14 protein-coding genes are annotated in these 11,697 nt (G+C 64.2%); 3 read left to right on the forward strand and 11 right to left on the reverse strand.

What is annotated here, in order from left to right; genetic code table 11:
* The first annotated feature begins 91 nt into the window (after window positions 1-91).
* Together ACGYLO_RS19230 and ACGYLO_RS19235 are read left to right on the forward strand one after the other, a co-directional pair.
* Entirely contained in the window at window positions 92-1,267 is a 1,176-nt protein-coding gene (locus tag ACGYLO_RS19230) for a nucleotide sugar dehydrogenase (protein ID WP_276154485.1), read from the forward strand.
* 34 nt (window positions 1,268-1,301) lie between these two features.
* The gene (locus ACGYLO_RS19235; RefSeq protein WP_271690316.1) at window positions 1,302-2,330 is read left to right on the forward strand and encodes a P1 family peptidase; all 1,029 of its coding nucleotides are present in this window, start codon (window positions 1,302-1,304) and stop codon (window positions 2,328-2,330) included.
* Here the strand turns inward: ACGYLO_RS19235 and ureG are convergent.
* The 10 genes from ureG to ACGYLO_RS19285 form a co-directional block, all read right to left on the reverse strand.
* Window positions 2,327-2,971 carry an urease accessory protein UreG gene (ureG, locus tag ACGYLO_RS19240; protein ID WP_271690317.1) on the reverse strand — a complete coding sequence of 215 codons (645 nt, stop codon included), beginning with the start codon at window positions 2,969-2,971 and terminating at the stop codon, window positions 2,327-2,329. The genes ACGYLO_RS19235 and ureG overlap by 4 nt on opposite strands.
* Window positions 2,968-3,615 (reverse strand): urease accessory protein UreF, encoded by a 648-nt coding sequence (locus ACGYLO_RS19245; RefSeq protein WP_271690344.1) that lies wholly within the window; start codon window positions 3,613-3,615, stop codon window positions 2,968-2,970. The genes ureG and ACGYLO_RS19245 overlap by 4 nt, the downstream gene beginning before the upstream one ends.
* Entirely contained in the window at window positions 3,608-4,114 is a 507-nt protein-coding gene (gene ureE / locus ACGYLO_RS19250; protein ID WP_271690318.1) for an urease accessory protein UreE, read from the reverse strand. Before ureE ends, ACGYLO_RS19245 begins: the two co-directional genes overlap by 8 nt.
* Before the next feature lie 10 nt (window positions 4,115-4,124).
* A complete protein-coding gene (gene ureC, locus ACGYLO_RS19255; RefSeq protein ID WP_271690319.1) occupies window positions 4,125-5,849 on the reverse strand; it encodes an urease subunit alpha in 1,725 nt (574 codons plus the stop codon).
* Window positions 5,849-6,154, reverse strand: coding sequence for an urease subunit beta (locus tag ACGYLO_RS19260; protein WP_271690320.1), 306 nt, complete (start codon window positions 6,152-6,154; stop codon window positions 5,849-5,851). The genes ureC and ACGYLO_RS19260 overlap by 1 nt, the downstream gene beginning before the upstream one ends.
* The gene (locus ACGYLO_RS19265) at window positions 6,151-6,348 is read right to left on the reverse strand and encodes a hypothetical protein (protein ID WP_271690321.1); all 198 of its coding nucleotides are present in this window, start codon (window positions 6,346-6,348) and stop codon (window positions 6,151-6,153) included. Before ACGYLO_RS19265 ends, ACGYLO_RS19260 begins: the two co-directional genes overlap by 4 nt.
* 8 nt (window positions 6,349-6,356) lie before the next feature.
* On the reverse strand, window positions 6,357-6,659 hold the full coding sequence (locus ACGYLO_RS19270; protein WP_271690322.1) for an urease subunit gamma: 303 nt from the start codon (window positions 6,657-6,659) through the stop codon (window positions 6,357-6,359).
* A 1-nt stretch (window position 6,660) separates the two neighbouring features.
* On the reverse strand, window positions 6,661-7,458 hold the full coding sequence (locus ACGYLO_RS19275; protein WP_331618884.1) for an urease accessory protein UreD: 798 nt from the start codon (window positions 7,456-7,458) through the stop codon (window positions 6,661-6,663).
* Between the two features lie 250 nt (window positions 7,459-7,708).
* Window positions 7,709-8,689 carry a zinc-binding dehydrogenase gene (locus ACGYLO_RS19280; protein WP_271690323.1) on the reverse strand — a complete coding sequence of 327 codons (981 nt, stop codon included), beginning with the start codon at window positions 8,687-8,689 and terminating at the stop codon, window positions 7,709-7,711.
* 11 nt (window positions 8,690-8,700) lie between these two features.
* Entirely contained in the window at window positions 8,701-9,312 is a 612-nt protein-coding gene (locus tag ACGYLO_RS19285; protein WP_271690324.1) for a TetR/AcrR family transcriptional regulator, read from the reverse strand.
* Window positions 9,313-9,489: 177 nt separating this feature from the next.
* On the opposite strand from ACGYLO_RS19285, the gene ACGYLO_RS19290 reads away from it, so the two are divergent.
* Window positions 9,490-10,236 (forward strand): SDR family oxidoreductase, encoded by a 747-nt coding sequence (locus tag ACGYLO_RS19290; RefSeq protein WP_271690325.1) that lies wholly within the window; start codon window positions 9,490-9,492, stop codon window positions 10,234-10,236.
* A gap of 4 nt (window positions 10,237-10,240) precedes the next feature.
* On the opposite strand, the gene ACGYLO_RS19295 is transcribed toward ACGYLO_RS19290, so the two are convergent.
* The gene (locus ACGYLO_RS19295; protein ID WP_271690326.1) at window positions 10,241-11,689 is read right to left on the reverse strand and encodes an FAD-binding oxidoreductase; all 1,449 of its coding nucleotides are present in this window, start codon (window positions 11,687-11,689) and stop codon (window positions 10,241-10,243) included.
* Window positions 11,690-11,697: the final 8 nt, after the last annotated feature.

Below are 11,697 nucleotides of genomic sequence, written 5' to 3' on the forward strand. Positions count from 1 at the left end.
AACCGCCCTAACTCCCTGTCAGGCGGTGCCTTTTCAAAACGAAAGCCGCAGTTTAATATCACGCCACGCCGCGCAAGAAAGGCCCACGCTTATGTCCAAGACCAAGATCGCCGTTGTCGGTATCGGCTACGTCGGGCTTTCGAATGCGGTGCTGCTGGCGCAGCACAACAACGTGACGGCGGTCGATTTGAACGCAGAACGGGTGGCGCAGGTGAATGCCCGCCGCGCGCCAATCGTCGATCCTGAGATCGAGCAATATCTCGCGGAAAAGCCCCTCACCCTCGGGGCCACGACCGATGCCGAGGCGGCATATCGCAACGCTGATTATGTGCTCATCGCCACGCCGACCAACTATGACCCACGCACCAATGTCTTCGACACCTCCAGTGTTGAGGCGGTGGTGCGGGATGTCTTGGCGGTCACGAAAACGGCCACCATCGTCATCAAATCCACCGTCCCGGTGGGCTATACTGCGGGCCTCTCCGCCAAGGTGAACAGCGACCAAGTCATCTTCAGCCCGGAATTCCTGCGCGAGGGCCGCGCGCTCTACGACAACCTCCACCCCTCGCGCGTCGTCGTCGGCGAAGACAGCCCGCGGGCCCGGCGCTTTGCGGAATTGCTGGCCGAGGGGGCAATCGACGACGACATTCCCATGCTCTTTACCGGTGCGTCCGAGGCAGAGGCGGTCAAGCTCTTCGCCAATACCTTCCTTGCCATGCGGGTGGCCTATTTCAATGAGTTGGACAGCTACGCGTTGACCAATGGGTTGGACACGCGGCAGATCATTGACGGTGTCTGCCTCGACCCGCGCATCGGTGGGCATTACAATAACCCGTCCTTCGGCTATGGCGGTTACTGTTTGCCAAAGGATTCCAAGCAGTTGCTGGCCAATTACTCTGACGTCCCGCAAAACCTGATCAACGCCGTGGTCGAGGCAAACCGCACCCGCAAGGATTTCGTCTCGGAGCAGATTCTGGCGCTTGGCCCTCAGCGGGTGGGCATCTACCGGTTGGTGATGAAGGCCGGGTCGGACAATTTCCGGCAAAGCTCGGTCCAAGGCATCATGAAGCGGCTCAAGGCCAAGGGCATCGAGGTGATCGTTTATGAGCCCGTATTGCAAGAGGAACGCTTCTTCGGATCCGAAGTCACCCGCGATCTAGAGGCGTTCAAGACGCGCGTGGATGTGATCGTGGCCAACCGCAATCACCCAGATCTGGCAGATGTCCCCGACAAGGTCTTCACCCGCGATCTTTTCGGTGCGGATTGACGCACCAACGGCACCCCAAACTCTCGAAGGCAAAATGCGCAATACGATCGACAGCAAGAACTGGTGGACCCTGCCCACGGCGCCACAAAATACCATCTGCGATGTCGCGGGGGTGCGCGTGGGCAGCCAAGACCTACGCGGGGAGGGGCTTTGCTCCGGGGTGACGGCGGTTCTGCCGCATGAAGGTGATCTTTTCCGCAATCCTGTGCCTGCGGGCGTCGCCGTGTTGAACGGTTTCGGCAAAAGCGCGGGCCTGATACAACTGGCCGAACTGGGTCAGATCGAGACGCCGATCCTGCTCACCAACACCTTTGGCGTCGGCCCCTGTAGCACGGCACTGATCCGGCGGGCGATTGCAGAAAACCCCGAGATCGGGCGGGGCCTTTGCACGGTCAACCCGCTGGTTTTGGAATGCAACGACGGCACGGTGAACGACATTCAGGCGCTGGCGGTGACCGAGGATCACGCGCAGGCGGCGATTGCGGCTTGCGGGCCAGCGTTTGCGCAGGGCACCGTCGGGGCGGGCAGCGGGATGAAGACCTTTGGCTATGCCGGTGGCCTCGGCTCCGCCTCGCGACAGGTCACCCTGCCGGGCGGCGCGGGTTTCGACCTTGGCGCGCTGGTCCTGTCGAACTTCGGCCAGCAAAGCGCGCTGCGGGTCTTTGGCCAACAGCTGCCGCCGCCGGGGCAGGGCGATGCCCCCGACAAGGGCTCGATCATCGTCATACTGGCGACCGACGCGCCGATGGGGTCGCGGCAGTTGACCCGCATGGCCCGGCGCAGCGCCGCGGCCCTTGGCCGGTTGGGCAGCCACATCGGCCATCAAAGCGGCGACATCGCGCTGGCCTTTTCAACCGCCAACCGCATCACCCGTGGGGGGGCCGACACGCAGAGCGGCGAGCGGTTGAACGAAGACCGGATGGATGCCTTCTTTATCGCCGCGGTCGAAGCGGTTGAGGAGGCGATCCTCAACGCGCTTTGGCATGGCGTCCCGCACCGGGGCTATGATGGCAGCCTTTTGCCCGCCTTCCGCGACCGGATGGCCGAGGTCTATCGCGGTTAAGCCGCGCTCACCGGGTCCATTGGGGCGAGGTCGAGCCCCCCGACCTGCGCCAGATGCGCCAGCAGCGTGTCGATCCCCTCGCCGGACTTCAACGCACAGAAGACCGTCGGCAGGTCCGGGCGCATCCGCGCGCTGTCGCGCTGCATGACGTTGAGCGAGGCGCCGACATGGGGGGCAAGGTCGGTCTTGTTGATGACCAGAATGTCGGACTTGGTGATCGCCGGACCGCCCTTGCGGGGGATCTCCTCCCCCGCCGCCACATCGATCACATAGAGCGTCACATCCGCCAGTTCAGGGCTGAAGGTGGCCGACAGGTTGTCGCCGCCGCTTTCGATCAAGACCACTTCCACATCCGGGTGCCGCGAAACCATCTCCGCCACGGCGGCAAGGTTGATCGAGGCATCCTCGCGAATTGCCGTATGCGGGCAGCCGCCGGTCTCGACCCCGATGATCCGGTCTTGGGGCAGCACCTGCATGCGCATCAGCGCCTCGGCATCCTCTTGGGTGTAGATGTCATTGGTGATCACGCCGATCGACAGCCGATCACGCAGCGCGCGGCTGAGCGCGGCGGTCAGAGTGGTCTTGCCCGCGCCCACCGGGCCGCCGATGCCGACGCGCAAAGGGCCGTTGTTGCGTTTCATGTGCGGAAAATCCTTGAATATTGGGTTTCGTGTTTCATCGCAGCGATGTCGCTGAGAAAGGCGGTGGAGGAGAGATCGTCGAGCGTGCCGTCCTCTGCCGCTGCGGCGATCTCAAGACAGAGCGGCGCAAGGTCGCGGATGACGATCTGCCCCTCGGTCTGCCCCAAGGGGATAAGGCGCATGCCCGCGGTGGCGAGGTTGGTGGTGAAGGCGTGCAAGAACATCTCAAGCGTTTGGCGCAGCGGCAGCCCTTGCAGCCGTGCGGCGCGTCCGACGGCCACGGGATAGCAAAGCGGCGGCATGTCCTGCTGCCAGATCGCGGCGCTGGTGCGGGCAAAGGCTTCGCCCTGTAGCACGGTCTCTTTCAACCGCTCGGCAGAGGCGGCAAAGGCGCGGGCCTGCGCGTCGATCTCCGATGGGTCGTTGGCGCGGTACGCGGCTGCGAGGAACAGCGCATCCGCCTGACCCGACCCGTGCCGCAACACCGTGCGCAGCCAGCCGTCCAACGTTTCTTGGTCCGTCACATCCCCGTTCTGCACCGCCCATTCCAACCCATGGCTATAGGCGAAGGCCCCCACCGGGTAGGAGGGCGACAGCAACTGCACCAAGGTCAGAAGCGCGTCGGCCTGTAGGGTGTCAGCCATGCGCATGGTCATGCGGGTGGTCGTGATTGTGAACAGCGTGGTGGACATGGCCGTGGTCATGCCCATGGGTGCGCCCATGGCCATAGGCACCGCCTTCGGGGCGGAAGGGGCCGGTGATCTCTCGCGCGGTGGCACCGATCTGGCCGAGCATCTTGGCGATCACATGATCGCGCTGGATCACCAGCCGGTCGGCGTCGATTTGACAGGGGGTGTGGCGGTTGCCGATGTGCCACGCGATGCGCGGCAGGTCGGGGCCGGTCACCTCCAGCAGGGCTTCGTCGGCAGCCACAACTTCGACCAGACGCCCGTCGGCCAGCACGAAAGCATCGCCGTGGTCGAGCGAGGTGGTCTGCGCCAGATCGACCAGAAACGTCAGCCCGTCCGCCGTGGTCAGCACCTTGCGGCGCAGAAAGCGCCCGTCATAGGTCAGCTCGACCCGATCACTGGCATCGGACCACGCTCCGGCGCGGCGCATCTCTTGGCAAAGGATTGGGGTCATCTCGGTCTCTTCAAAACAGGAAATAGCGCTGCGCCATCGGCAGCACAGAGGCGGGTTCACAGGTCAGCAATTCACCATCCGCGCGCACCTCATAGGTCTCGGGGTTGACTTCGACCTCAGGCAGCGCGTCGTTCAACTTCAGATCGCGCTTGCCGATCTTACGGGTGTTGCGCACCGCAAGCGTCTGTTTGGCAAGGCCGAGGCTGCCGCCCACTCCCGCGGCCTCCGCCGCTTCGCTGACAAAGACCACGGCGGAATTTTCCACCGCCCGGCCATAGGCGCCGAACATGGGCCGCGAATAGACCGGCTGCGGCGTGGGGATCGAGGCGTTGGGGTCGCCCATCTGCGCGCAGACGATGCTGCCGCCGAGCAAGACCATCTCGGGCTTCACCCCGAAAAAGGCGGGGTTCCAGAGCACCAGATCGGCGCGCTTGCCCTCTTCGATGCTGCCGATATGGGTCGAGATGCCATGAGCGATGGCGGGGTTGATGGTGTATTTCGCAATGTAGCGGCGCACACGGAAATTGTCGTTGTCGCCCGTTTCCTCGGGCAGCCGCCCGCGCTGCTTTTTCATCTTGTTAGCGGTCTGCCATGTGCGGATCAAGACCTCTCCGACCCGGCCCATGGCCTGACTGTCGGAGGCGATGATCGAGAACGCCCCCATGTCATGCAGGATGTCTTCGGCGGCGATGGTCTCTCGCCGGATGCGGCTTTCGGCAAAGGCCACATCCTCGGGGATCGATTTGTCGAGGTGGTGACACACCATGAGCATATCCAGATGCTCTTCCAACGTGTTGACCGTGAAGGGCCGCGTGGGGTTGGTCGAGGAGGGCAGCACATGCTCTTCGCCGCAGATCTTGATGATATCTGGCGCATGGCCCCCGCCCGCGCCTTCGGTGTGGAAGGCATGGATCGTGCGGCCTTTCATGGCTTTTACGGTATGTTCGACAAAGCCGCTTTCGTTCAGCGTGTCGGTGTGGATCATCACCTGCACGTCCATCGCATCGGCCACGCCAAGGCAGCAGTCGATGGCCGCCGGGGTGGTGCCCCAATCCTCATGCAGTTTCAGCGCGCAGGCGCCCGCGTTGATCTGCTCTTCCAGTGCTGCGGGTTGCGAGGCGTTGCCTTTCCCCGCGAAGGCAAGGTTCATCGGAAAGGCGTCGGCGGCCTGCATCATGCGCCCGATATGCCAGCCGCCCGGCGTGCAGGTGGTGGCCAAAGTGCCATGCGCAGGGCCAGTGCCGCCGCCGAGCATGGTGGTCAGCCCCGAATGCAGCGCGTCTTCGATCTGTTGCGGGCAGATGAAATGGATATGGCTATCAAACCCCCCGGCGGTGAGGATGCGCCCCTCGCCCGCGATCACCTCGGTCCCCGGCCCGATGATGATATCGACCCCCGGCTGCGTGTCGGGGTTGCCTGCCTTGCCAATCTTGGCAATGCGCCCGTCTTTCAGGCCGACATCAGCCTTGTAGATGCCGGTATGATCGACGATCAGCGCATTGGTGATGACCGTGTCGACGGCCCCGCCCGCGCGGGTGACCTGCGACTGGCCCATGCCGTCGCGGATCACCTTGCCGCCGCCGAACTTGACCTCTTCGCCATAGGCCCGGCCCTCGCCGGTGGTCAGGTCACGTTCGACTTCGATAATAAGGTCCGTATCGGCCAGCCGCACCCGGTCGCCCACCGTGGGGCCGAACATGGCGGCATAGTCACCGCGTTTGATCTGTGCAGGCATCAGAGGTCTCCCATCACCGCGCTGTTAAAGCCAAAGACCCGCCGCGCCCCGTCGATCGGGATGAGCGCGACCTCGCGCCGTTGGCCGGGCTCGAAACGCACCGCAGTCCCCGCCGCGATGTCGAGGCGCAGGCCCCGCGCGGCGGCGCGGTCGAACTCAAGCGCGGGGTTGCTCTCGGCAAAATGGTAGTGGCTGCCGACCTGCACCGGGCGGTCGCCGGTATTGGCGACCATCAGCGTGATCGCCGTGCTGTCGGCATTGAGGGTCAACAGGCCCTCCGCCGGAATGATCTCTCCCGGGATCATGCTTTGGCGGTCTTCAGACGCCGCAGGACGAGGATCCCCCCCGACAGCGCAAAGGCCGCGGCGGCGATCAGGTAGACGGCGAGCGATCCGTCGCCCTCTCCGCCATGGCTGTGGGGGAGCGGCGCGCTATGGGCGAAGGCCGCCATGGCGAGCGACATAAGCGGCAGGGCAAGAAGGGGGGAAAAACGCGGCATGGGATATCCTATCTGATGGGGTTGTGCACGGTGACCAATTTGGTCCCGTCGGGAAAAGTGGCTTCGACCTGCACCTCGGAGATCATCTCGGCCACCCCCTCCATACAGTCGTCGCGGGTGATGACATGGGCGCCCGCCTGCATCAGATCGGCCACGCTGCGGCCATCCCGCGCGCCTTCGACCACGGTGTCGGTGATGAGGGCGATGGCCTCGGGGTGGTTCAGCTTGACCCCCCGCGCAAGGCGCTTGCGGGCGACCTCGGCGGCCATGGAGATCAGCAGTTTGTCTTTTTCTCGCGGGGTCAGTTGCACGTCAGGTCATCCATGATCGGGGAAGGGTGTCACCGCTCAACGCGCCCAAGATCGGGACGAGCGATTGGCGAAGGTCGAAACTATCTGCGGCGAGGATCCGGGCGACCAGCAGGTCAGGACCGATGAGGCTGGCCCCGGCGCTGTTGGGCAATTGGGCGCGGAGCCGGGGCAGCCGCGCTTCGGCATCGGGGGCCACATAGATCAGCGTGGCAAGGGCACCGGCCCCCGCCGCGATATGAGGGGCCGCCAGATGGGCGGTGACATCGCCGCTGAGTGTCATCGCATCGTGAAAAAGCGGCTGGCCCGCGCGGTTGACCTCGATCCGGTCGCGGAAATAAGCATGACGCAGCGCTTCACCCATAGCGGCGCGGCCAAAGACCAGCGGCTCCACCAGCAGGAGAGAGGCGTCTTGCGCCAGGTCGACCGTCAGATGCCGCCGCAGGGCGCATCCGTCGTAGAGAATGGACTCTTGCGGCAGCCAATGCAGCGTCGCGCCGGAGTCGACGGTAAGGGTGTTGCGCAGCGCCGCCACTTGCCCCGGTTGCGCGCGATAGGCGCGTTCGGCGGCCTGCGTGGTGAGGCTGAGCGCCGCTTGCGCCTCGGCGCGGGCGTTCAGGGTAAAACTATCGCCGCCGGTGATGCCGCCTGCGGTATTGATGACGATGGTCTGCAACAGCGCGGGATCGGGGCGGGGGAAGAGCAGCTTCATCGCGCCCGACTGGCGCAATTCGCCGATTGTCGACCCGCCCCGCGCAGCCTTGGCCGAGACCATCGCAGCACCAAGGGCGCGTGGCTGCACCGGGGTCGCTTGGGGGCTGTTTATGCTGCTGTCGATGAGAATGAGGAACGCTCCGCCCGGTAAAGTCTGATGATTTTTTAATCACCATAGAGACGGGGGAGTGTCATCGCCGAGGCGGTTCAGAGCCGCCTGCGCGGCGGGTTTGCTTGAAAAATGGGCGGCAAATCGCGGTGCTGTCCGAAACTTGGGCATTCCGCGCATGGGGCGGCGGCCCCGGGGAGGGAGGGCCGCCGCTGTCGTCAAATCCCGATCACGGGCGGAGCATGACCTTGCCGCCACGGCCCGTGGTCAGCGCGGCTTTCATCGCCTCGGTCACCTCGGCCAGCGGGTAGATGCCGCCGGTGTCGAGGGGCAGTTGGCCCTTCGCGGCCAGTTGCACCAATTCGCCAATCAGGCGGCCCCGCGTCTCAGCCGCCATCTCGCCGCTCACGCGCGAGCCCCAGAAGCCTTTGACGGTGATGTGCTTCATGATCAATTCGCCCGAAGACATGGTGAGCGGCTGGCCCGTCGCCGTGCCGAAGACGATCAGCTCACCGTCCTTGCCTAGCAGTTCGACCAGTTGGCCGCCCAACTCGCCGCCGACGGAATCGATGGCCGAGACCGCGCCGTCTTTGCCGATCAACTCACGCGCTTTGCTTTGCCAATCCGCATCTTCGGTGGAGAGGACATGTTCCGCGCCGGTGTCGCGCATCTCTTCGGCGGCGCCTTCGCGGCGGACGAGGTTCAGCAGGTTGACGCCGCGCGCCTTGGCCAGACCGACCATGATCTTGCCGACCGCGCCATTGGCGGCGGTTTGGATCAGCCAATCGCCTTCGCCGACCTTGAGGGTCTCCAACAAAGACAGGGCGCTGAAGGGCATGGCAATCAACTGCGCGCCCGCTTCGTCCGAGATCGCCTCGGGCAGGGGCAGCAGGCCCGCGGCAGGGGCGGTGAAATACTCGGCCCATGCGCCGTGGAAGCCAGCCGCGGTGACGCGTTTGCCGATCAGCGCCTCATCAACGCCTTCGCCCACGGCCTCGACGATGCCAAGCGCTTCGGAGCCGCCGATGGCGCCGGGCAGTTCGGGCTTGTAGCCATAGTTACCGCGCACGGTCCAAAGGTCGTGGTTGTGGATGGGCGAGAGCACCATGCGCAGCAGCGCTTCGCCTGCGGCGGGCGCGGGCTTGTCGGTTTCGCGGGTGGTCAGAACCTCGGCGGGCTCGCCGAATGTGTCGTGGATGGCAGCGAACATGCTGTTTCCTTTCAGGTTGGGAATTGGCCCCCGGTGAGGGAGAGTTGGGCAGAGGTTTCAGCGCGCGCCATGCGCAGGGGCGCATCGCTGCGTGCCAGTTTGGCCAGCACCGCAGCGCCGAGCCATTTGGCATAGAGCATGCGGGCTGTGGTCTCGGGGTCTTCGAGCACCCGGACGGTCCCATCCTCTGCGCCTTGGCGCAGCAATTGGGCAATCCGGGCGACCAAAGCATCGACACCCTGATCGAGCGTTTCGCGCATCGTTTCCGACAGGTCGGCAACTTCGGATCCGAGTTTCACCACCAAACAGGCGCTGGCGATCCCCGGGGCGCTGGATTGGCTGAGCCATGCATCCCAGAAACTGTCGAGCTTATCGCCTGCCGTTCCCGGGGCCGCGATCAGCGCATCGACACGGTCGAGATAGGCCTCGACGTAATCTGCCAACATCGTGGTGCCAAAAGCCTCTTTCGACGCGAAGTAATAGTAGAACGAGCCCTTGGGCACGCCGCTTTCGCTCAGAATGCGCGACAGGCCAACGCCAGAGAACCCGTGCCGCAACACGAGGCTGCGCCCTATGTCCAAAATGCGTTGCCGCGTCTGATCCGATTTCTTTGCCTCTGTCATACCGGGGCATCTAAGGAATAATAGACCGGTCGTCTAGTGCGCTCGCGCGAATGTGAGACAGCCAAGTTGAACGAGGCGCCAAACCAGAAAATAGCGAAAAAACCTATTCTTGCGCGATCATATATATTAGATTCCACACAACGGCCCGGAGGGCGATGACAGGGATGGAATGAGAAGATGGATCAAAAGATTGCTCTGATAACAGGGGCCGGAAGCGGGGTGGGCCTTGCCTGTGCGCAGCGTTTGGCGAAGGACGGTTTCACCCTCGTGCTGACGGGGCGGCAGCAGGATAAGATCGACGCGGCCTGCGCGACGCTCGACGGGCAGGGGCATATCGCCGTGGCCGCCGATGTTGGGATCGAGGCGGAGGTCGATGCGCTTTTCGAGCGGGTGGAGACGACCTTTGGGCGGCTGGATTTGCTGTTCAACAATGCCGGGCGCAATGGCTCGGCAGTTGAGGTAGACGGCTTAAGCGTGGCGGAGTGGAACGACATCGTCGCGACCAATCTGACCGGGTCATTCCTCTGCGCCCGCGCGGCTTTCGCCCTGATGAAACGGCAGAGCCCCAAGGGCGGGCGGATCATCAACAACGGTTCAATCAGCGCTCATGTGCCGCGCCCTCTGTCGGTGCCCTATACGGCGACGAAACACGCGATCACCGGGTTGACCCGCGCGCTGTCGCTCGACGGGCGGGCGCATGACATCGCCTGCGGGCAGATCGACATCGGCAACGCGGCGAGCGAGATGACCGAGCGGATGAAGGAGGGCATTCTGCAACCCAACGGCAGCCGCATGTCCGAGCCGCGCATGGATGTGAACGACGTGGCCGAAACGCTGTCATATATGGCGAAGCTGTCGCTCGACTCCAACGCCATGTTCGTCACCGTGATGGCTACTAAAATGCCCTTCGCGGGGCGCGGTTAAATGGTCAAAGCACCTTGCCCGGGTTCATCAAATGGCCCGGGTCGAGGGTGGCCTTAATCTGCGCCATTAACTCCAGCGCGACCGGGTCCTTATACCGGCGCAGCTCGGCGCGTTTGAAGGTGCCGATGCCATGTTCCGCCGAGAAAGAGCCGCCCATCTGGTGCACGATATCATGCACGATCCGGTTGAAGGCCCCGTATTCGGCAAGGAACGCCGCATCCGCCATATCCACCGGGCGCGACAGGTTGAAATGCAGGTTGCCGTCGCCGAAATGGCCAAAGGGGCAAGGGCGCAGCCCGGGCATGTGATCCATACAGGCTTGGGTCGCCTCGCGGATGAAATCCGCCACGCGCGACACCGGGACCGAAACGTCATGTTTGATCGACGCGCCTTCGGGTTTCTGGGCCTCTGACAGGTTCTCTCGCAGCGCCCAAAGCGCGTCTTTCTGCGCCTCCGAGGCGCCGATCACGGCGTCGATGATCTCCTCCGCCTCGAAAGCCGCTTCCAATGCGGTTTCCAGCCGGGCGTCGAGGTCTGTCGGCGCGCCATTGCCGGTGAGTTCGATCAGGCAATAGGCGGGATGCGCCTCGGCCATCGGATCGCTACAGCCGGGCGCGTGGTCGATCACCATTTGCAGGCCCAGCCGGTCGATATACTCGAATGTCGAAAGCGTGTCAGCGGTCTGGCCGCGCATCCGCGCATAGAGCGCGAGCGCCGGATCGGGGCCGGTGCAGGCCACCAGCGCGGTGGCCCGGGCGGTGGGTTTGGGAAAGAGTTTGATCACCGCCGCCGTGATGATGCCAAGCGTGCCTTCGGCGCCGATAAAGAGGTGTTTGAGGTCAAAACCGGTGTTGTTTTTCCGCAGGCCGTTCAGGTCATTCAGCACCCGGCCATCTGGCAGCACCGCTTCGATCCCCAGCACGAGGTCACGGGTATTGCCATAGCGCAGCACCGCCGTCCCGCCCGCGTTGGTCGAAAGGTTGCCGCCGATCTGGCAGGACCCTTCAGAGGCGAGCGAGAGCGGGAAGAGCGCATCGACCTCATCTGCCGCAGCTTGGATATTGGCGAGGATGCAGCCTGCCTCAACCGTCATCGTGGCATTGGTCGGATCGATCGCGCGGATACGGTTCAGCCGGTCTGATGTGAGGATAATGCCGCCATCGGGCACGCCGCCGCCTGCAAGACCGGTGTTGCCGCCTTGCGGTGTGACCGGCACTTCGGCTGCGTGGCACAGACGCATGCAGGCAGCGACCTCCTCGGTTGAACCGGGGCGGATCAGCGCCAGCGCCGTGCCGCGCCGCAGCCCGCGGTCTTCGATCAGCCGCGCGTCGAAATCCTTGGCGTCGGTCACCACATGGGCAGGGCCGATGGCATCGCGCAGCGCATCGAGCAAGGCGGCGTGGTCTTGCGCGTCCGTATCATCTGCGCGGCGCGGCGCGGTCAGGGTCGTCATCTGGGTCA

Source organism: Sulfitobacter sp. 1A13353 (assembly GCF_043557255.1).
GTDB lineage: Bacteria > Pseudomonadota > Alphaproteobacteria > Rhodobacterales > Rhodobacteraceae > Sulfitobacter > Sulfitobacter faviae.

Coding starts and splice junctions, on each gene's coding strand:
- ACGYLO_RS19230 (WP_276154485.1), top strand. CDS start 92: ATGTCCAAGACCAAGATCGCCGTTGTCGGTATCGGCTACGTCGGGCTT.
- ACGYLO_RS19235 (WP_271690316.1), top strand. CDS start 1,302: ATGCGCAATACGATCGACAGCAAGAACTGGTGGACCCTGCCCACGGCG.
- ureG (WP_271690317.1), bottom strand. CDS start 2,971: ATGAAACGCAACAACGGCCCTTTGCGCGTCGGCATCGGCGGCCCGGTG.
- ACGYLO_RS19245 (WP_271690344.1), bottom strand. CDS start 3,615: ATGGCTGACACCCTACAGGCCGACGCGCTTCTGACCTTGGTGCAGTTG.
- ureE (WP_271690318.1), bottom strand. CDS start 4,114: ATGACCCCAATCCTTTGCCAAGAGATGCGCCGCGCCGGAGCGTGGTCC.
- ureC (WP_271690319.1), bottom strand. CDS start 5,849: ATGCCTGCACAGATCAAACGCGGTGACTATGCCGCCATGTTCGGCCCC.
- ACGYLO_RS19260 (WP_271690320.1), bottom strand. CDS start 6,154: ATGATCCCGGGAGAGATCATTCCGGCGGAGGGCCTGTTGACCCTCAAT.
- ACGYLO_RS19265 (WP_271690321.1), bottom strand. CDS start 6,348: ATGCCGCGTTTTTCCCCCCTTCTTGCCCTGCCGCTTATGTCGCTCGCC.
- ACGYLO_RS19280 (WP_271690323.1), bottom strand. CDS start 8,689: ATGTTCGCTGCCATCCACGACACATTCGGCGAGCCCGCCGAGGTTCTG.
- ACGYLO_RS19285 (WP_271690324.1), bottom strand. CDS start 9,312: ATGACAGAGGCAAAGAAATCGGATCAGACGCGGCAACGCATTTTGGAC.
- ACGYLO_RS19290 (WP_271690325.1), top strand. CDS start 9,490: ATGGATCAAAAGATTGCTCTGATAACAGGGGCCGGAAGCGGGGTGGGC.
- ACGYLO_RS19295 (WP_271690326.1), bottom strand. CDS start 11,689: ATGACGACCCTGACCGCGCCGCGCCGCGCAGATGATACGGACGCGCAA.